At 72.4% G+C, this 19,300-nt stretch carries 16 protein-coding genes; 13 read left to right on the top strand and 3 right to left on the bottom strand.

Features of this window, described 5'->3' with window-relative positions:
* The first annotated feature begins 3 nt into the window (after positions 1–3).
* The 6 genes from dacB (at position 4) to folE (ending at position 7,035) form a co-directional block, all read left to right on the top strand.
* Positions 4–1,467: a D-alanyl-D-alanine carboxypeptidase/D-alanyl-D-alanine-endopeptidase gene (gene dacB, locus RB608_RS14135; RefSeq protein ID WP_308088609.1), complete on the top strand. Its 1,464-nt coding sequence runs from the start codon at positions 4–6 to the stop codon at positions 1,465–1,467.
* A gap of 36 nt (positions 1,468–1,503) precedes the next feature.
* Positions 1,504–2,553: a zinc-dependent metalloprotease gene (locus RB608_RS14130; protein WP_308088607.1), complete on the top strand. Its 1,050-nt coding sequence runs from the start codon at positions 1,504–1,506 to the stop codon at positions 2,551–2,553.
* Positions 2,553–3,581 (top strand): tRNA lysidine(34) synthetase TilS, encoded by a 1,029-nt coding sequence (tilS, locus tag RB608_RS14125; protein WP_308088606.1) that lies wholly within the window; start codon positions 2,553–2,555, stop codon positions 3,579–3,581. Before RB608_RS14130 ends, tilS begins: the two co-directional genes overlap by 1 nt.
* Before the next feature lie 4 nt (positions 3,582–3,585).
* Positions 3,586–4,137, top strand: a complete 552-nt coding sequence (gene hpt / locus RB608_RS14120; RefSeq protein ID WP_308088605.1) for a hypoxanthine phosphoribosyltransferase — start codon at positions 3,586–3,588, stop codon at positions 4,135–4,137.
* 163 nt (positions 4,138–4,300) lie between these two features.
* Entirely contained in the window at positions 4,301–6,397 is a 2,097-nt protein-coding gene (gene ftsH, locus RB608_RS14115) for an ATP-dependent zinc metalloprotease FtsH (protein ID WP_308088604.1), read from the top strand.
* A 17-nt stretch (positions 6,398–6,414) separates the two neighbouring features.
* On the top strand, positions 6,415–7,035 hold the full coding sequence (folE, locus tag RB608_RS14110) for a GTP cyclohydrolase I FolE (RefSeq protein ID WP_392391001.1): 621 nt from the start codon (positions 6,415–6,417) through the stop codon (positions 7,033–7,035).
* 242 nt (positions 7,036–7,277) lie between these two features.
* On the opposite strand, the gene RB608_RS14105 is transcribed toward folE, so the two are convergent.
* Together RB608_RS14105 and rfbB are read right to left on the bottom strand one after the other, a co-directional pair.
* A complete protein-coding gene (locus RB608_RS14105) occupies positions 7,278–8,669 on the bottom strand; it encodes a bifunctional dTDP-4-dehydrorhamnose 3,5-epimerase family protein/NAD(P)-dependent oxidoreductase (RefSeq protein ID WP_308088603.1) in 1,392 nt (463 codons plus the stop codon).
* A gap of 2 nt (positions 8,670–8,671) precedes the next feature.
* Positions 8,672–9,667, bottom strand: a complete 996-nt coding sequence (gene rfbB / locus RB608_RS14100; protein ID WP_308088601.1) for a dTDP-glucose 4,6-dehydratase — start codon at positions 9,665–9,667, stop codon at positions 8,672–8,674.
* 79 nt (positions 9,668–9,746) lie between these two features.
* Between rfbB and rfbA the strand changes: the two genes are divergently transcribed.
* A complete protein-coding gene (gene rfbA / locus RB608_RS14095) occupies positions 9,747–10,640 on the top strand; it encodes a glucose-1-phosphate thymidylyltransferase RfbA (protein WP_308088599.1) in 894 nt (297 codons plus the stop codon).
* Positions 10,641–10,844: 204 nt separating this feature from the next.
* Here rfbA and RB608_RS14090 read toward each other — a convergent pair whose 3' ends face one another.
* Entirely contained in the window at positions 10,845–12,410 is a 1,566-nt protein-coding gene (locus RB608_RS14090) for a glycosyltransferase (RefSeq protein WP_308088598.1), read from the bottom strand.
* Between the two features lie 33 nt (positions 12,411–12,443).
* Between RB608_RS14090 and folP the strand changes: the two genes are divergently transcribed.
* From folP to RB608_RS14060, 6 genes are all read left to right on the top strand, one after another.
* Positions 12,444–13,316, top strand: coding sequence for a dihydropteroate synthase (gene folP / locus RB608_RS14085; protein WP_308088596.1), 873 nt, complete (start codon positions 12,444–12,446; stop codon positions 13,314–13,316).
* 2 nt (positions 13,317–13,318) lie between these two features.
* Positions 13,319–13,726 (top strand): dihydroneopterin aldolase, encoded by a 408-nt coding sequence (gene folB / locus RB608_RS14080; protein WP_308088595.1) that lies wholly within the window; start codon positions 13,319–13,321, stop codon positions 13,724–13,726.
* On the top strand, positions 13,723–14,292 hold the full coding sequence (gene folK / locus RB608_RS14075) for a 2-amino-4-hydroxy-6-hydroxymethyldihydropteridine diphosphokinase (protein ID WP_308088594.1): 570 nt from the start codon (positions 13,723–13,725) through the stop codon (positions 14,290–14,292). Before folB ends, folK begins: the two co-directional genes overlap by 4 nt.
* Before the next feature lie 27 nt (positions 14,293–14,319).
* Positions 14,320–14,823, top strand: coding sequence for a DUF3180 family protein (locus RB608_RS14070; protein WP_308088593.1), 504 nt, complete (start codon positions 14,320–14,322; stop codon positions 14,821–14,823).
* Between the two features lie 157 nt (positions 14,824–14,980).
* Positions 14,981–15,592 (top strand): hypothetical protein, encoded by a 612-nt coding sequence (locus RB608_RS14065; RefSeq protein WP_308088592.1) that lies wholly within the window; start codon positions 14,981–14,983, stop codon positions 15,590–15,592.
* Between the two features lie 71 nt (positions 15,593–15,663).
* Complete coding sequence (locus RB608_RS14060) at positions 15,664–19,284, top strand: CDP-glycerol glycerophosphotransferase family protein (protein ID WP_308088591.1); 3,621 nt, start codon at positions 15,664–15,666, stop codon at positions 19,282–19,284.
* The last annotated feature ends 16 nt before the right edge of the window (positions 19,285–19,300 follow it).

The raw sequence follows: 19,300 nt of genomic DNA, 5'->3' as shown, positions 1-19,300 counted from the left end.
CGGGTGGGGAAGAGGGATCGTGAGCCGGGTGCCGGGCGCGCCCGGCGGGTGCTCGCCGGCGTACTGGTCATCGCGCTGCTGGCCGGCGCCGGCGTGGCCTGGCAGACCGGCTGGGCCGAGCGGTGGTGGGACGAGCTGCGCGCCGACGCGGGCGATCCCGCCGACCCCGCCGCCGTCGCGCCGCCGCCCAGCGTCGACATTCCCCCGGTCGTGGCGCCGGCCGCTCTCGCGCCGGCCGCCGACGGCGCCGCTGTCCTGAACCGCAAGGCGGTGCGCCAGGCGCTCGCCCCGCTCGACTCGCCCGACCTCGGCCGCCACGTCATCGCCGCCGTCGGCCCGCTGGAGGGCGACGGCCTGACCTACGAGGCCACCGAGGGCGCCCCGGTCGCGATCCCTGCCTCGACCACCAAGATCGTCACCTCCGCGGCCGCCCTGTTCCTCCTCGGCCCGGAGCGCACCTTCGCGACCACGACGCTCCTCGACACCTCCGGCACCACACCCCGGCTGGTCCTCGTCGGCGGCGGCGACCCGCTGCTGGCCCGAGCGCCCGGCGAGCCGGCGAGCGGTGCGACGTACGAGCCCGGGCGCGCCGATGTCCGGACCCTCGCCCGGCGCACCGCCCGCGCTCTGAAGCAGTCCGGCAGCACCACCGTCGAGCTCGGGTACGACGACAGCCTGTTCTCCGGGCCGGCGGTGCACCCGAGCTGGCGGCCCGACTACATCCCCGACGAGATCAACCCGGTGAGCGCGCTCTGGGTCGACGAGGGCCGGCCGTCCCCCGGTGGGGGCGCTGTCGCCGACCCCGCGCTCGAGGCCGCCGCGACCTTCGCGAAGGAGCTCGCCCGGCGCGGCATCACCGTCGCCGGCGCGCCCACCCGCGGCCCCGCCTCCGCCGCCGCCACCGAGGTCGGCCGGGTGACCAGCCCGACCGTCGCCCAGATCGTGCAGCGGCTGATCGAGGTCAGCGACAACGCGGTGGCCGAGGTCCTGCTCCGCCACGCCGGACTCGCCGACCAGGGCGACGGATCCTTCGACGGCGGACGGCGCGCCGTCGAGCGGGCCCTCGCCGTCAACGGCATCGACCTGCGTGGCTCGGTCCTGTACGACGGCAGCGGCCTCTCGCGCGACAACCGGCTCGCGCCCGGCGTACTCGTCGACGTGCTGCGGCTCGCCGCGTCGGCCGACCACCCGCAGCTGCGCCCGCTCCTGACCGCACTGCCGGTCGCCGGCTACACCGGGTCGCTCACCGACCGGATGGACACCGGCCCCGCCGCCGGCCGCGGCCGGGTCCGGGCCAAGACCGGCACCCTCACCGGCGTCACGTCGCTCGCGGGGATCGCCGTCGACGCCGACGGTCACCTGATGGCCTTCGCGCTGATGGCCGACAAGGTCAAGAAGGTCAAGGGACTCCCCGCGCGGGTCGCCATGGACAACGCCGCCGCCGGGCTCGGCGCCTGCCTGTGCTGAGCCCGGCGTTGCGCGCCACCGCCTAGGCTTCCGAGCATGACCGCACCCGCCGCGCCGCTGCCGCCGATGATCGACTGGGGTCTCGCCGTCTCGTTGGGCTCCCGGCTGGCGGGGGACGGCCCGGTGGTGAGTCGCGCCGAGGCCGACGAGGCCGTCGCCGAGCTGCGGGCTGGTGCGCACCGCTCGACGGGGCTGGTGCGCGAGTTCACCGGCCTCGACGCGCCGGAGGGCACGGCGCCGATCCTGGTCGTCGACCGGCCCGGCTGGGTGCAGGCCAACGCGGAGGGCTTCGCCGTGGCGACCCGGCCGATGATCGAGAAGCTCGCCGCGAGCAAGCCGCCGAGCGGGATCGGGCTCAAGGTCGGCGCGAAGGTCACCGGCGCCGAGGTCGGGGGGCTGTTGGGCTTCCTGGCGGGCAAGGTGCTCGGGCAGTTCGACCCGTTCCACGAGCCGTACGGCCGACTGCTGCTGGTCGCCCCCAATATCGTGCACGTCGAGCGCGAGCTCGACGTCGATCCCCACGACTTCCGGCTGTGGGTCTGCCTGCACGAGGAGACCCACCGGGTCCAGTTCACCGCCGTGCCGTGGATGCGTGAGCACCTGTTCTCCGAGATCCGGGCGATCAGCGACACCGTCGAGCCCTCGAGCCTCCTCGACGACGGCCTGGAGCGCGTCGTCGAGGCGATCAAGACCGGCCGCAACGGCGGCAGCATCGTCGAGATGTTCAGCACGCCCGAGCAGCTGGCCGTCATCGACCGGGTCACCGGGATGATGTCGCTGCTGGAGGGCCACGCGGACGTCGTGATGGACGACGTGGGCCCGTCCGTGATCCCCAGCGTCGCCCACATCCGCCGCAAGTTCACCAAGCGTCGCCAGGGCGTCGGCACCCTCGACCGGCTGCTGCGCCGCCTGCTCGGGCTCGAGGCCAAGATGGCCCAGTACCGCGACGGCGCCCACTTCGTCCGCTCGGTCGTCGACAAGGTCGGCATGGACGAGTTCAACGCCGTCTGGGCCGGCCCGGAGAACCTCCCCAGCAAGGCCGAGCTGAGCGACCCCGACGGCTGGGTCAAGCGCGTCCTGGACTGATGGGCCTCCACCCCGCGATCGCCGCCGTCCGGCAGGGGGTACGACGGACGCTGGCCGGTCTCGGACCCGGCGACACCGCCCTGGTGGCTTGCTCCGGCGGCGCCGACTCGCTGGCGCTGCTGGCCGCCACGGTCTTCGAGGGTCACAAGGGCGGACTGCGGGTGATCGGCGCGACCGTCGACCACGGCCTCCAGGAGGGCTCGGCCGACCATGCGAGCCACGTGGTCGCCCAGATGGTGGCGCTGGGGGCCGACGAGACGGCGACCGTCCGGGTCCAGGTCGAACCCGCCGGCCTGGGCCTCGAGGCGGCCGCCCGCCGCGCCCGGTACGCCGTACTGGAGCAGTTGCGCGAGCACACCGGCGCGGCCGTCGTCCTCCTCGGACACACCCGCGATGACCAGGCCGAGACGGTGCTGCTCGGGCTCGCCCGCGGGTCCGGTGGGCGCAGCCTGGCCGGTATGCGCCGCGTCTTCGACCACTGCGCCCGTCCGCTCCTCGACGTGGATCGTGCCGACACCGTCGCCGCCTGCCTCGCCGACGGCATCGAGTTCTGGGACGACCCCCACAACAGCGATCCCGGATTCGCCCGGGTCCGGGTCCGGCAGCGGGTGCTGCCCATGCTGGAGGACGAGCTCGGGCCGGGGATCGCGGCCACGCTGGCCCGGACCGCCGACCAGGTCCGCGCCGATGTCGAGGCCCTCGACGCGCTCGCCGCCGCGCTCTATGACCGGATCCGCGCGCAACGTCATACGTTCTGTGGGCTGGAGCCCACAGAACGTATGACGTTGCGCGGGGAGGTTCCCCTCGCCGAGCTCGAGTCCCAGCCCCGGGCGATCGCGACCCGGGTGCTCCGGCTGGCCGCGCTCGACGCCGGAGCCCTCGACGCCGAGCTGTTCCACGTCCACGTCATGGCGCTCGCCGACCTGGTCGCCGGGGAGATCCGCGGGGAGGTCCAGCTGCCGGGACATGTCACGGCGTACCGGGACCGCGCCCACCTCCGGTTCCGGCCGACGGCTGTGGCAGGCTGACGCCATGCACGCAAGCGACGTCGCGGACGACCTGGTCGAGGTGCTCTTCACCGAGGCGCAGATCCAGGATCGGGTCAAGGAGCTTGCGGCCGAGATCGAGCGCGACTACGAGGGCAAGGATCTCGTCCTGGTCGGTGTCCTGCGCGGCGCGGTCATGATCATGGCCGACCTCGCCCGGGCCCTCGGCAAGCACGTCGAGATGGACTGGATGGCGGTGTCGTCGTACGGCTCCGGCACCAAGTCGTCCGGCGTCGTGCGGATCCTCAAGGACCTCGACGCCGACATCACCGGCCGCCACGTGCTCATCGTCGACGAGATCATCGACACCGGGCTGACCCTCTCGTGGCTGACGTCCAACCTGGGCTCCCGCGGCCCGGCGAGTGTCGAGATCGCCACGCTGCTGCGCAAGCCGGAGGCACTGCAGATGCCGGTGAAGGCCAAGTACGTCGGCTGGGACATCCCCAACGAGTTCGTCGTCGGCTACGGCCTCGACTACCGCGAGCGCTACCGCAACCTGCGCGACATCGGCACCCTCGCGCCCGCCGTCTACTCCTGAAATGGGCCGAGCGCGTCTTCGCCGACGCGAAAGCAGACAAGTTCCCGGAGGTCCGCTCTCGCCGCGCTGCCGGCCTGATCGGGGCTTCCCGGCGCTGCCCAACCAGGGACCAGTCAGAATGGGACCGGTCGGCGGCGTGTACCGTCGTCTGATCCTGTCGTGAATGTGGGGAGCGAGTAAGTCTGTGAAGCGCGTTTTCAGGGGGCCTTGGCTCTGGATCGTGGTGGCGGTCCTCGCCGTCGTCCTCGCTCTCGAGTTCCTCGCCCCCGGCGGCGGGTACGACGAGGTCCCCACCTCGCAGATGTCGACGTACATCGAGAAGGGGCAGGTCGAGGAGATCACCTTCATCGATGGTGACCAGGCCATCGAGGCCACCCTCGCCAAGGGCACCCGCGAGTCCGGCGACAAGGTGATGGCCTACTACATCAACGGCCAGCAGGAGACCCTGCTCGCCCAGGTCGACGAACAGGTCGACAAGGGCACCATCGACAAGGCCAACTCGAAGAACCCGAAGCCCAGCCTGCTCGGCTCGATCCTGGCCACGCTGCTGCCCTTCGCGCTGATCATCCTGCTGTTCATCTTCTTGATGAACAACGTCCAGGGCGGTGGCCGGGGCGTCATGCAGTTCGGCAAGTCCAAGGCCAAGATGATCAGCAAGGACATGCCGAAGACCACCTTCGCCGACGTCGCCGGCTGCGACGAGGCGATCGAGGAGCTCGGGGAGATCAAGGAGTTCCTCCAGGAGCCCGCCAAGTTCCAGGCCGTCGGCGCCAAGATCCCCAAGGGCGTGCTGCTCTACGGCCCGCCCGGCACCGGCAAGACCCTCCTCGCGCGTGCTGTCGCCGGCGAGGCGGGCGTCCCGTTCTACTCGATCTCCGGCTCCGACTTCGTCGAGATGTTCGTCGGCGTCGGTGCCTCCCGCGTCCGTGACCTGTTCGAGCAGGCCAAGGAGAACGCCCCCGCGATCGTCTTCATCGACGAGATCGACGCCGTCGGCCGGCACCGCGGCGCCGGCATGGGCGGCGGTCACGACGAGCGCGAGCAGACGCTCAACCAGCTGCTCGTCGAGATGGACGGCTTCGACGTCCGGGGCGGGGTCATCCTCATCGCCGCGACCAACCGTCCCGACGTACTCGACCCGGCGCTGCTGCGCCCGGGCCGCTTCGACCGCCAGATCCAGGTCGACGCGCCCGACCTGGCCGGCCGCAAGCGGATCCTCGAGGTCCACTCGCGGGGCAAGCCGCTGGGCCCCGACGTCGAGCTGATGTCGGTCGCGCGTCGTACGCCGGGCTTCTCGGGTGCCGACCTCGCCAACGTGCTCAACGAGGCCGCGCTGCTCACCGCGCGCAACAACGCGAAGGTCATCACCGCCGAGATGCTCGACGAGGCGATCGACCGCGTGGTGGCGGGCCCACAGCGCAACTCCCGCCTGATGTCGGAGAAGGAGAAGCTGATCACCGCCTACCACGAGGGCGGCCACGCCCTCGTCGCGGCGGCGCTCCCGGGCACCGACCCGGTCCACAAGATCACGATCCTGCCGCGCGGCCGGGCCCTGGGCTACACGATGGTGCTGCCCGACGAAGACAAGTACTCCCAGACCCGCGCGGAGATGCTCGACAAGCTCGCCTACATGCTGGGCGGCCGGGCCGCGGAGGAGCTGATCTTCCACGACCCCACCACCGGGGCCGGCAACGACATCGAGAAGGCCACCAGCCTGGCCCGCGCGATGGTCACCCAGTACGGCATGACCGAGCGGCTCGGCGCGATCAAGCTGGGCGACTCCAACTCCGAGCCCTTCCTGGGCCGTGACATGGGCCATCAGCGCAACTACTCCGAGGACGTCGCCGCGATCATCGACGAGGAGACCAAGAACTTCCTCGCCACGGCGCACCAGGAGGCGTTCGACATCCTGGTCGAGAACCGCGACGTGCTCGACGCCCTCGTGCTCGCGCTGCTCGACAAGGAGACCCTCGACAAGGAGCAGGTCGCGGAGGTCTTCACGGCCCTCCGGTTGCGACCCGCTCGGCCGGCGTGGACGGGCTCGCCCAACCGCGTCCCCTCCGACATCCCGCCCGTGGAGATCCCCGAGGAGATCCGCCGCCGCGCCGCGCAGAACGGCTCGGCGCCCGAGCCGACCGGCGAGGGTGCCGACGGTGGTCAGATCCTCACGCCGCCGGGACCGGGTGGCGACGTGTACGGCGGCGGGCCCGTCGTACCCCCGAGCGGCCCGACGCCGCCGGCCCCGCCCGCGGGGACCTGAGAGCCGCGGGACCCGAGGTGACCGATCCGATCAGCGTGCCCGACCGCGGGCCGCAGGACGTGCCGCCGTTCGACCAGGCGCGGGCGGAGGCAGCCGTCCGGGAGCTCCTCGCCGCCATCGGCGAGGACCCCGAGCGCGAGGGTCTGCGCGACACCCCGGCGCGGGTCGCCCGTGCGTACGCCGAGCTCACCGCCGGCCTGCGGATGGCGCCCGAGGATGTCCTCACGACCACCTTCGACCTCGGCCACGACGAGATGGTCCTGGTCCGTGACATCGAGCTCTGGTCGATGTGCGAGCACCACCTGGTGCCGTTCACCGGCGTGGCCCACGTGGGCTACATCCCGGCGGCCTCCGGCAAGATCACCGGACTGTCCAAGCTGGCCCGGCTGGTCGACCTCTACGCCAAGCGCCCGCAGGTCCAGGAGCGGCTGACCACCCAGGTCGCCGACTCGATGATGGAGCTGCTCGACGCCCGCGGCGTGATCGTCGTGATCGAGGCCGAGCATCTGTGCATGACGATGCGCGGCGTCCGCAAGGCCGGCGCCCGCACCATCACCTCCGCGGTGCGCGGCACGATGCTCAAGGACGCCGCCACCCGCGCCGAGGCGATGGCGCTCATCCACAGCCCGCGGGGCTGACCCGCACTTGTAACTAAGTGTTACCGCACGATTTTCGCGACCAGAGCACCCTGGTAGTGGCCACAAAGCCCGGGTAGATGTTTTGGCGGTGGCTGGGACACCCGCCGTCGTACTCGACGCGCGGGATGCTGCGAACGACGATGTCGCTCACCCCCCGGCTGCGACTACCCGGGCGCTGTGGCTACTACCTGGGTGTTGTTGCACCGCTTTGCGTGCTGTAACCCTTAGTTACAAGCGCGGGGTCAGCCCCGCAGGTACGCCGCCAGCGCCTCGTCCGCGTCGGTGCTGACGAAGCCGGTGGCGGCGAGCTTGTCGAGGGCGAGGGTGCTGTGCAGCGGCCGGGGGGAGAGGTCCTTGCCCACGGCGTACTCCTCGGTCGTCACCGTGCTGACCCGGGCGGGGTCGTGGCCGGTGAGCTCGAAGACCCGGCGGGCGTAGTCGGCCCAGGAGCGCGGGGCGCCGCCGTTGGTGACGTTGTACGTGCCGTAGGGGGCGCCGGTGTCCACCAGGTGCCGCGAAGCCCGCGCCAGCTCGGTGGTGAACGTCAGCCGGCCGATCTGGTCGGAGACGACCGCCGGATCGACGCCGTCGGCGGCCAGGCGGGCCATGGTGCGCACGAAGTTGTTGCCGTCGCCGATCACCCACGAGGTCCGCAGCACGTAGTGGCGGGGGGTGCCCGCCACCGCGAGGTCGCCCGCGGCCTTGGTCTGCCCGTAGACACCGAGCGGCGCGAACGGCTCGTCCTCGCGGTGCCCGCCCTCGACCGGTGAGCCGTCGAAGACGTAGTCGGTGGAGTAGTGGACGACGGTGATGCCGTGCTCGGTCGCGATCCGGGCCAGCGCGGCGGGAGCGCTCGCGTTGGCGGCCCAGGCGTCGGGCCGTCCCTCGGGGCTCTCCGCCTTGTCGACCGCGGTGTAGGCCGCCGCGTTGAGGACGAGGTCGTACTCCTCCCAGGGCCAAGCGGCCAGGGCGGCGGCGTCGGTGAGGTCCAGTTCGTCGAGGTCCACCAGCGTCGCGCCGGGGTAGAGCGGCGCGAGGGCGCGTCCGAGCTGGCCGCGGCAGCCGGTGATCAGCGTCTTCTTCGGCGCCATCGGCGTCACGTCCGCGAGGGCCGGGTTGGCGCGATCCTTGGCCGAGACCTCGACCTCGGCGCTGTCGAGCGGGATCGGCCACGGGATCGCGGCGGTGGCGTCGGCGAGGTTGAGCGCCGGATAGACCCGCCCGGCGACGTAGTGGTCGTTGACCAGGTAGGAGTACACGGTGCCGTCGGTCAGCGCCTGGTAGGAGTTCCCGACCCCGCGCGGCACGAAGATCGCGACGCTCTCGTCGACCTCGGTCCAGTACGTCGCCCCGAACGAGTCGCCCTCGCGCATGTCGACCCAGGCGGCGAACACCTTGCCGGTGGCGACGGAGACGAACTTGTCCCACGGTTCGGTGTGGATGCCGCGGGTCGCGCCCCGCAGCGCATTGAAGCTCATGTTGTTCTGCACCGGCCCGAAGTCCGGCAGACCGAGCGCGACCATCTTCTCGCGCTGCCAGTTCTCCTTGAACCAGCCGCGGTCGTCACCGTGGACCGGCAGGTGGACCACGAGCAGGCCGGGGATCGGCGTCGTCTCGATGCTGAGATCGCTCACGACTACTGTCCCTTGGCTGCGTACGCCGCCTCGGTGGCGTCCTTCTTCGGCCGCCACCAGGCCTCGTTCTCCTGGTACCAGGAGACGGTCTGTGCCAGGCCCGCCTCGAAGTCGGCGTACTGCGGGGTCCAGCCGAGCTCGGTGCGCAGCTTGCCGGAGTCGATGGCGTAGCGCAGGTCGTGGCCGGCGCGGTCGGTGACGTGCTCGAAGTCGTCGGCGTCGCGGCCCATCAGGGTCAGGATCATCCGGACCACCTCGAGGTTCGACTTCTCGCCGTCGGCGCCGATCAGGTAGGTCTCGCCGATCCGGCCCTGCTCGAGGATCCGGAGCACCGCGGAGGAGTGGTCCTCGGTGTGGATCCAGTCGCGCACGTTCTCGCCCGAGCCGTACAGCTTCGGTCGGCGGCCGTCGGCCACCTCGGTGATCTGGCGCGGGATGAACTTCTCGATGTGCTGCCACGGGCCGTAGTTGTTGGAGCAGTTCGAGATCGTCGCCTGCACGCCGAAGCTGCGCACCCACGCCCGCACGAGGTGGTCGGAGCCCGCCTTCGAGGCGGAGTACGGCGACGACGGGGTGTAGGGCGTGTCCTCGGTGAACCGCTTCGGATCGTCCAGCTCGAGATCGCCGTACACCTCGTCGGTGGAGACGTGGTGGAACCGGACACCGGCCTTGCGGACCGCCTCCAGCAGCGTGAACGTGCCGATCAGGTTGGTCTGGATGAACGGCGACGGGTCGTTGAGCGAGTTGTCGTTGTGCGACTCGGCGGCGTAGTGGACGACCGCGTCGTGCTGGTTGACCAGCGGCTCGACGAGGGTGGCGTCGACGATGTCACCGACGACCAGCTGGACCCGGTCCTCGGGCAGCCCGGCCAGCGACTCGCGGCTGGCGGCGTACGTGAGCTTGTCGAGGACCGTCACCGTGGCGTCGGTGTGACGGACGAGGTGGTGGACGAAATTGGAGCCGATGAACCCGGCTCCGCCGGTCACGAGGATGCGCACGTCGGACAGCCTATGTTGGAGAATGCCCCGTCGAGACATCGAGACGGCGCTGCCGAGGCGCCGAGGAGCGGGAGACGATATGCGCGGGATCATCCTGGCGGGAGGCACGGGGAGTCGGCTCCACCCGATCACCCACGCCATCAGCAAGCAGCTGATGCCGATCTACGACAAGCCGATGATCTACTACCCGCTCTCGACGCTGATGCTCTCCGGCATCCGTGAGGTGCTGGTCATCACGACCCCCCACGAGGCCGACCAGTTCCGGCGCCTGCTCGGCGACGGCAGCCAGTTCGGCATCGACATCACCTACGCCGTCCAGCCCTCGCCCGACGGCCTCGCCCAGGCGTTCCTCATCGGAGAGGAGCACCTCGCCGGCGGCGGTGCCGGGCTCGTGCTCGGCGACAACATCTTCTACGGCGCCGGTCTCGGCACTCGCCTGCGTCGCTTCGCGGGCCTCGACGGCGCCGCGGTCTTCGGCTACCGCGTAGCCGACCCGACGGCGTACGGCGTCGTCGAGTTCGACGCCGGGGGCAAGGCGCTCTCCTTGGAGGAGAAGCCCGAGAAGCCCCGCAGCCACTACGCCGTCCCCGGCCTCTACTTCTACGGCTCCGACGTCGTGGAGAAGGCCCGGTCGCTGAAGCCGTCGGCCCGCGGCGAGTTGGAGATCACCGACCTCAACCGGATGTACCTCGACGAGGGCCGGCTCCAGGTCGAGGTGCTGCCCCGCGGCTCCGCGTGGCTCGACACCGGCACGTTCGACGACCTCAACGACGCGAGCAACTTCGTGCGCGCCCTCGAGGCCCGGCAGGGCACCAAGGTCGGCGCGCCGGAGGAGATCGCCTGGCGGCTCGGCATCATCGACGACGCCCGGCTCGAGGAGCTCGCCCAGCCGTTGCTCAAGAGCGGGTACGGCCGCTACCTGCTCGACCTGCTCAACGAGGCGGCGGACGCCGGACCCGACCACCTGCTGTGACATGAGCGCGAGCGCGTCGCTCCTTCGTCGCGCCGCGCTGCCGCGCGCGCAGTCGGGTTCCGTCGTCGATCGCGTACGCCTGGCGGCAAGCCGTCGGCTCGCGGAAAGGCTCGCCTCCTCCGCTCCGGTCGCTCGCTACGCTCCGTCGCCGTCGTTCCCGCGATGGCCGACCCGGCACCCAGGGAACCGCTGATCAGCACTTCCCTAGGCCCGTCGCAGGCGGCCGAGCAGGCCCTTGCGGGCGGGCGGTGCCGGCGGGTCGGGGACGCGCAGCAGCAGACCGTCCTGTGCCGAGTAGTCCAGGACGAGCGGCCCGACCCGCGTGCCGGCGCGCAGGTCGCTGAACGCCCGCTTGATGCCGGTGCTCCCGTCCAGCTCGCACATGCCGAGCACCAGGTGCGCGCCCGGCGGCAGGGGGCTGCCCATCGCCGCGGTGCGGGGGTCGACGGTCGCGGTGAACCGGCCCGCCGGCTCCAGCGTCCCGTCCTCCTGCTCGACGAGCTCGACCTGCGAGGTCGACGGCAGCAGCCAGTTGACCCGCGTCGGCGCGTGCCTGATGGCCACATCGACGAAGGCGGCCGAGACGTCGGCGCTCGGCGTCAGGCCGTGCTCGGCCAGCAGGCCGGCCAGCGGCTCGGGCAGGTCGCGCACGATCTCCCCGCTCGGCGTACGACGGGCGAAGGGCTGCCCCGGCACCCGGCTCCAGGTCACCGTGCCGCTCACCGCCACGCCTCCGTCGCCGGCATCCTCGACCGTCGTGACTCGGAACTCCGGGCGGCGGCCGATCCCGTCGCGCAGGAAGTCGGCCGCGGCCTCGGCGTGTCCGGCACGGAAGAGGGTGAGGGCGGTGCGGCTGCGCGCCGACAGGTGCGGGTCGACCTCGACGGGCACGAACTCCTCGACGAGACGGGCGATCTCCGCGCGGTCCCGGGCGATCTCGGCGTCCGTCCGCCCGGTCGGCCGGTGTCCGATCTCGGGCACGAGGCGGACCTGGGCTGTGTGGGCGAGGAGGGCAGACCGGAGCTCGGGGTCGGCGACGTCCGTGATCCGGCGGAGCAGCTTCTCGAGGTACGGCCAGTAGTCGGGTGTGCCCCGGTAGTCGCGCTCGCCCTCCGACGTCGTGGAGCTGTTCTCCCCGGTGTGCCGCCAGTGGTAGAACGGCGTCGAGCTGAGCAGGGCCACGACGGGCTCGTGCTCGATCAGGTCGACCTGGAAGAAGATGTCCTCCCACAGGTGGCGCGGGGCCTCGGGGAAGCGGATGTCGTGGGCGAGCAGGAACCCCCGCCGGTACAGCTTGTGCGGGGTCATCGGGAGCAGGCCGCGCAGGGGCTCGGCGCGGGCGTCGCCGGTGTCGTGGGTGTAGTGCGTCAGCCCCCACCGGGCGACCTGGGTGCGGACCTCCTTGCCGTTGACCACGTCGGCGCCCGCCGCATCGCCCAGCGCGACCGCGGCACGCAGTGCGTCGGGGTACAGCTCGTCGTCGTGGTCCATGAAGAGCACATAGCGCCCGCGCGCCTCGCGCACGCCGACGTTGCGCGGCCGGCTCGGCCAGCCCGACGCCTCCAGCCCGAACGCGCGGTAGTTGGCTCGTCCGGCGGCGATCCGCTCGATCCGCTCGGCGGTGTCGTCGGGGGAGCCGTCGTCGAGCAGCAGCACCTCGAGCTCCGACTGGGGCAGCATCTGCGCATCCAGCGACGCGATCGCCCGGTCCAGGCCCGGGCCGGAGCGGTAGGTCGGGATCACGACGGACACCGCGGGAGCCTCGGCCATGGCGCCGAGTCTAGGGAGTCTAGGGTTGCCGCCATGACAGCTCCGTCGACCCCGCTAATGATGGGGGTCGTCAATGTCACACCCGACTCCTTCTCCGACGGCGGCCGGTACGACGACCCGGAGCGTGCCATCGCGCACGCTCGCGCGCTGCTGGCGCAGGGGGCCGACATCCTCGACGTCGGCGGCGAGTCCACGCGCCCGGGGGCGACCCGGCCCGTGCTCGAGGAGGAGCTCGACCGCGTCGTACCCGTCATCGAGGCGCTCGCCGCCGACGGCGCGACGGTCTCCGTCGACACGATGCGCGCCGAGGTCGCGGCGCGGGCGGTCGCCGCCGGCGCCCGGATCGTCAACGACGTCTCCGGCGGCCTGGCCGACCCGGGCATCCTCGACGTGGTCGCCCGGACCGGGGCCACCTACATCGCGATGCACTGGCGGGCGCACAGCGACCGGATGCAGGAGTTCACCGCGTACGACGAGCAGGGCGGTGTCGTCGCCGCCGTGCGTGCCGAGCTGGCCGAGCGGGTCGTCGCGATCCGGGCGGCGGGCGTCGGCGACGACCAGATCGTGCTCGATCCCGGGCTCGGGTTCGCCAAGCTGCCGCACCACAACTGGGAGCTGCTGCGCCGCCTCGACGCGCTGGCGGACCTCGGGTACCCGCTGCTGGTCGGCGGAAGTCGCAAGACCTTCCTCGGGCGTCTGCTCGAGGACCCCGACGGCCGGCCGCGGCCGGTGGGGGAGCGGGATGCCGCCAGCCTCGCGCTGAGCGGCCTGCTCGCCGCGGGACTGGGCGGGGCACCGGTGTGGTGCCTGCGGGTCCACGATGTGCGTGCCCACCGCGACGCGATCGCGGTTGCGGCACAGTGGGGCCCGGGCGCGAATCGGGTCGTGGCCCCGGAGAGGGACTGACGATGAGTGACGAGCTGAGCATCCTCGGCATCGAGTGCTTCGCCCACCACGGCGTCTTCGACCACGAGCGGCGCGACGGTCAGGTCTTCAAGATCGACCTGACGCTCGGCGTCGACACCGCCCCCGCGGCGGCGTCGGACGATTTGCGCGACACCGTGGACTACGGAAGCCTCGTGGACCAGGTCGTGGCCGTCGTGACGAGGGACCCGGTCGACCTGATCGAGACCCTCGCGCAACGGATCGCGGACACCTGCCTGTTGGACCCTCGTGTTGAATGGGTGCGTGTGACCGTCCACAAGCCGGATGCGCCGATCCAGGCGACGTTCGCCGACGTACAGCTCACCATCACCCGGCGCCGTGACGCGGCGGGCGCGGGAGACCGAACCGGGAAGGCAGAGGGCCCAGCATGACCGAGACCCCCAATCCGAACATCATCGATGCGGACACGCTGACCGGAGAGATGCGACCGATCCGTCGGATGGTGATCGCCCTCGGCTCCAACCTGGGCGAGCGCTTCGCGACCCTGCAGGGGGCGCTCGGCGCCCTCGCCGACACTCCGGAGGTCTGGGTCACCGGCGTGTCCCCGGTCTACGAGAGCGTCCCGGTCGACTGCCCACCCGACGCGCACAACTTCCTCAACGCCGTGGTCCTGGCCGACACGACCCTGTCGGCGCACCGGCTCCTCGACCGCGCCCTGGCCATCGAGGACGCCTTCGACCGCGAGCGCGGCGAGGTCAAGAACGCCCCCCGCACCCTCGACGTCGACCTGATCGTCGTCGGCGACCGCCGCAGCGACACCGAGGAACTGCGGCTGCCGCACCCGCGCGCCCACGAGCGGGCGTTCGTGCTGCAGCCGTGGCTCGACCTCGAGCAGGACGCCGTCCTGCTCGACCGCGGTCCCGTCGCCGACCTGCTGGCCACGATCGGCGCCGACGGCCTCACCCGCCGCGACGACCTGGTGCTCGCCACCGAGTGACCCGAGTGACCCCCGAGTGATCCGCGCGTGAGCCGGGACCCGATCCCGAGGCCCGAGGAGCCCGAACCGCCCACGGGTCCGTCCCCGGACGGCCTGCGGCCGACGGGACTGCCCACCGTGCTGGGGTGGGTGGCGATCGGACTCGTGGGGGGCTGGGCCCTCCACCCGCTGTGCGACCGGCTCGGCGTCGTACCCCCGCTGGTCTCGGCGGCCCAGCCGCTCGCCCTCCTGCTGCTGGCGGCGATCCTGGGCTACGTCGCCTGGGTGACCCACCGCGCCGTGCACGTGCGCCGCGAGCGGCTCGAGGCGCACCAGGCCGTCAACCGGCTGATGCTCGGCCGGGCCAGCGCCCTCGTCGCAGCCCTCGTCGCCGGCGGATACGTCGGCTACGCGCTCTCCTGGATCGGCGACCCGGCCGAGCTGGCCGACGAGCGCTTGGTGCGCTCACTCGTCGCCGCCGGCTGCGCCCTCCTCGCGGTGGTCGCGGGACTGCTGCTCGAGCGGGCGTGCCGGGTCCACGACGCTCAGTGAGCGGTGGGTTGGCGACGTCGCACCCGGCACATGGGTCGTGCAACGACCCCGCCCCCGACCCAGGTGCCGGGTGCGATGCGCACCCTGTGACGGTTGGGACGCGTGTGACAAGCGTGTCTGCCGCGTCGGAGCCTTCCGGAGGCCTACCGTGCTGAGCATGCCCTCCTCTGTGATGTCGGGCCCCGTCCTGTCCGGCAGCCGTCGTCGTCAGCGGTCGACCCGCATCGTGGTCGCCGTCCTGCTCCTCGTGCTCGCGGCGCTCGCCGTCGCTGGCACGGCCGTGACCGGCTCCTGGGTCCTGGTCACGATCTCCGCGGCCGCCGCCGTCCTGCTGGGCGCTGTCGCCACCAAGATCACCCACGCCGAGCTCCTGGACTCCCGTCAGGAGGCCGCCCGCGACCGCGCCGCCCAGGCGCGCGCCTACGCCGAGCTGACCGAGGTCCGCACCGCGGAGAACGTCGAGTTCGCCGCCGACATGACCGGCAAGGTCGCCAAGCGCGACGCCACCATCACCCGCCTCGAGAAGCGTCTCGGCGATGCCGCCGCCGAGCTGGCCGACGCCCGGCGTGAGCTGGCCGAGGCCGGCGACCGGGCCGAGGACGCCCAGCGCAACGCCGAGCGGCTCACCAAGAGCCTTGCCGACGCCGAGGACCGGGCCGGCCAGGCCGTCGTCCGGGTCGCGGAGCTCGAGGCAGAGCTCGACGTCCTCACCGCCCAGATCCACGCCCTCGAGGCGCAGGCCCGCGCCCGGGCCCGCCGCCCCGCCTGACCCCGCCCGTCCCGGGCACGCTGGGTAGCATCGGGCGACCGCCCCGTCGACCCGGAAGGACGCTGCTGCCCGTGGCACTCGACCGCGCCCGCGCCCAGCAGGGCCTGATCCGGATCGCCAAGGCAGGACCCGGGAGGCTGCGCGGCCCCGTCGGCCGGGCCACCCGGCGCTTCCGGGCTGAGTTCTCCGGCCCGCTGGTCACCGTCGTGCTCCCGGTCAGCGACGACGACACCACCCGGATCGGCACCTGCCTGGACTCGCTGAAGGTCCAGACCTACCGCAATCTCGAGATCCTCGTGGTGCGCTTCGGGCGACACGACCGGGTCACCGCGACCGTGCGCGAGCACGCTGCCGCGGACTGGCGGATCAAGACCCGGCTCCGGGTGGCGGACTCCCTTGCCGCCGCCCGCAACACCGGGGTGGCCGCCGCGTCCGGCGAGCTGGTCGTCATCGTGACCAACGCCGGCGACGACTTCGTCCACACCGGCATCGAGCGGCTGGTCGAGGCGCACCACCGCTCCGGCTCGCCCGTGGTCGTGGGCGCGATGCGCGAGCCCGACATCGCCGGCTGGATCCCCGACTCGGCGTACGACGCTGCGCACCACACTCCCGTCCGGGGCACCACCCTCGCCGCCACCCCGGTCGCCGTCACCGACCTGGGCCTGGGCAACAAGCTCGTGGCGGGCTCCTTCTGGGCGAGTGCCGGCCTGCGCTTCACCGACGAGTTCCCCGACGGCGCCGACGTGGCGCTCGGCCTGTTGGAGAAGGCACCCGCCTTCGACCTGCTCGCCGACTTCACCTACATCCCGACCGACCGTCGCGACGGCGTCCAGGTCGGCACCGTCCCCGACGTGCTCAGCGGACTGGCGGCCTGGATCGACCGCAACGACCACACCTGGCACCGGGTCGAGGCGCTCGGCCTCCCCGAGGTTCGCGACTGGTTCCTGTGGGGCGTGCTCGACACCGCGGTGCAGCCGCTCATCGCGGACGTCGAGCGGGCCGACGAGCACCAGTGGCAGACCCTGCGCGACCACGTCGCGATGCTGCTCGACGCCGCCGACGAGCACGTCTGGGCCCGCCTCAACGCCGAGGCGCGGGTGAAGCTCTGGCTGCTCCGGCACGACCACCGCAAGGCGCTGGAGGACTTCCTCGGCGCCCGTCTCTTCACGCGCGGCAACCGGCCCACGGAGGTCCGCGACGGCAAGGTCTGGGCGCTGCTGCCGCACCACGACGACGCCGAGCTCGGCATCCCGGCGGAGCTGTTCGAGATGACCGCCGACGAGACCCGGTTCCGGGCGATGCTGCGCGAGGCCCGCTGGGTGGACGCCGGGACGCTGGAACTGACGATCTTCGCGGCCGTCGACTTCGTCCACATGACCGCGAGTCCGGCGGTCGACTGCGCCCTCGTCGAGCGTGCATCCGGGCGGCGGATCCCGCTGGAGATCCGGCAGTTCCGCGACGCCCGCGCCAACCAGGCGCTGCGTCGCCACCAGGACTTCTCCTGGGGCGCCTTCGACGCCGTCGTCCCGGTCGCCGACGTGGTCGCTGCCAGCTCCCCGAGCCCCGACGGTGTCGTCACCTGGGTCGTCGAGATCGACATCGACGTCGACGGCGTACGCCGCTCGGGCGCCGTGCCGCTCATCGACGAGCAGGCCTCGGCCGGCTTCATCGGCCGCGACCACCTCGCGCCGCGCCCGGTCGCCGGCTCCGTGGTCGCGTTCAACCCGCGCTCCGACGTCGTCGGCCTGCGGATCCGCCCCGACCGGGGCCCGCGGCTGCGTACGCTGGACGTCGAGGGCCGCAGCGTCTCCGGCGTCCTCGACCAGCCGCCCGGCGGAGGTGGCACGCCGATCACCGGCCTGCGCGCGACCCAGGGCACCCAGCAGGTCCGCGCCACGACCACGGCCGGGCCCGACGGCGCCCTCACGTTCCGTCTCCAGCTCCCCGCGGCCTGGACCGGACAGCGCCGTTGGCAGGTCCACGCGCTCACCGCCGACGGCCGCGAGCTGGCCCTCGGCTGGCCCGCCGCCGCACCCCAGTGGCTCGGCGTGGGCGGCGGCGAGGTCGTCGGCTCCCGCACCGCCTCGGGCGACACCGAGCTCTACGAGACCGCCGGGACCCTGGTCGTCGACGACCTCGTCGTCGAGGGCGTCCGGCTCGACGTGACCGGGCACTGGCTCGGCCGCCCCGCGCCCGACGCCGGTGACACCCGCCTGGTGCTGCTCACCCAGGTCGGCGGCACCGAGGTCCTCTCCGCCGACCTGCGGGCCGGCGAGGCTCCCGGCGAGATCCGGGCGAGCGTCCCGCTGACCACCGACCGCTGGGGTCTCGGCACCCGCCCGCTCGCCCCCGCCTGGCTCTGGCTCGGTGTCAGCCAGGGCGGCACCACCACCCGCGCCCTCCTCGGCGAGCGCGGCATCGACCGGCTGCACCACTTCATGGTCAGCTCCGACCAGCCCGGCTACTCCGCCCGCGTCGTGCAGGAGGGCCGTGTCGCCGGCATCGAGCTGCTCCCGCAGGTGCCGGTCGAGGAGCGCGTCCCCTTCGGCCAGACCCAGCTCCAGGAGTGGTACGCCGACGCCGACATCCCGCTCGAGCCCGACGCCGTCTACTTCCAGTCCTACGTCGGCGCCTCCGCCACCGACAGCCAGCTCGCGCTGCACCAGCACCTGCGCCGTACCCGTCCCGACCTGACGCTCTACTGGGGCGTGGCGTCGGCCGCGTCATGGGTGCCCGAGGGCGGCGTCCCGGTCGTGATGACGACCCGCGAGTGGTACCGCGTCCTGGCGGCGGCGGGCAGCCTGTGCATGAACATCGACCCCGAGCGCTGGTTCCGCAAGCGGGCGGGGCAGCGGCTGCTGCAGACCTTCCACGGCTACCCGTCGAAGTCGATGGGCATCCGGATGTGGGACGCCAAGCACTACCCACCGCGGCGCATCGAGCTCGAGCTGGATCGCACGTCGAGGCAGTGGGACCTGATCCTCACCCCCGAGCCGGACATGGACCAGTACTACCGCCGCGAGTACGCCTACGACGGCCCGATCCACAGCGAGGGCTACCCCCGCGACGACGGCCTCGTCGGCGAACGCGCCGAGGCCGCCCGGGCCGACGCCCGGCGCCGGCTCGGCATCGCGCCGCACCAGAAGGCCGTCCTCTACGCCCCCACCTGGCGCGACGACCAGGCCACCAACTGGCGCGCGGCCGACGCCGTCCACCACCTCGACATCGGCGCCGCCGCGCGTGACCTCGGACCCGACTACGTCCTGCTGCTGCGCGGCCACCGGTTCCACAACCCCGCCGGCGACGGTGCGGACCGGGCCGGGGCGACCCGGTTCCTCGACGTCACCGAGTACCCCGAGATCAACGACCTGATCCTCGCCGCCGACGCCGCGGTCCTCGACTACTCGTCGCTGCGCTTCGACTTCGCCCTGACCCGGCGGCCGATGGTCTTCCTGGTCCCCGATCTCGACACCTACGTCGGCGGGGTGCGCGGCTTCCTCTACGACTACGTGCCCACCGCGCCCGGTCCGCACGTCGACACCGCCGACCAGGTCGTCGACCTGCTCCGCGACCTCGACGGTCTCCAGCGCAGGTACGCCGACGCGATGGAGACCTTCCACCAGCGGTTCAACCGCTTCATGGACGGCCACGCCGCGGAGCGGGTCGCGGCCGCCTTCTTCGAGGGCCCCTGATCGCGGGCGCCGCCGC

The organism is Nocardioides sp. LHD-245, assembly GCF_030929495.1.
Lineage (GTDB): Bacteria > Actinomycetota > Actinomycetes > Propionibacteriales > Nocardioidaceae > Nocardioides.
This window is presented reverse-complemented; position numbering and strand designations above follow the sequence as displayed.

What these genes read in the sequence shown, in the direction of transcription:
- RB608_RS14130 (WP_308088607.1), top strand. Translation starts at nt 1,504, where the DNA reads ATGACCGCACCCGCCGCGCCGCTGCCGCCGATGATCGACTGGGGTCTC.
- tilS (WP_308088606.1), top strand. Translation starts at nt 2,553, where the DNA reads ATGGGCCTCCACCCCGCGATCGCCGCCGTCCGGCAGGGGGTACGACGG.
- hpt (WP_308088605.1), top strand. Translation starts at nt 3,586, where the DNA reads ATGCACGCAAGCGACGTCGCGGACGACCTGGTCGAGGTGCTCTTCACC.
- ftsH (WP_308088604.1), top strand. Translation starts at nt 4,301, where the DNA reads ATGTGGGGAGCGAGTAAGTCTGTGAAGCGCGTTTTCAGGGGGCCTTGG.
- rfbA (WP_308088599.1), top strand. Translation starts at nt 9,747, where the DNA reads ATGCGCGGGATCATCCTGGCGGGAGGCACGGGGAGTCGGCTCCACCCG.
- RB608_RS14090 (WP_308088598.1), bottom strand. Translation starts at nt 12,410, where the DNA reads ATGGCCGAGGCTCCCGCGGTGTCCGTCGTGATCCCGACCTACCGCTCC.
- folP (WP_308088596.1), top strand. Translation starts at nt 12,444, where the DNA reads ATGACAGCTCCGTCGACCCCGCTAATGATGGGGGTCGTCAATGTCACA.
- folB (WP_308088595.1), top strand. Translation starts at nt 13,319, where the DNA reads ATGAGTGACGAGCTGAGCATCCTCGGCATCGAGTGCTTCGCCCACCAC.
- folK (WP_308088594.1), top strand. Translation starts at nt 13,723, where the DNA reads ATGACCGAGACCCCCAATCCGAACATCATCGATGCGGACACGCTGACC.
- RB608_RS14065 (WP_308088592.1), top strand. Translation starts at nt 14,981, where the DNA reads ATGCCCTCCTCTGTGATGTCGGGCCCCGTCCTGTCCGGCAGCCGTCGT.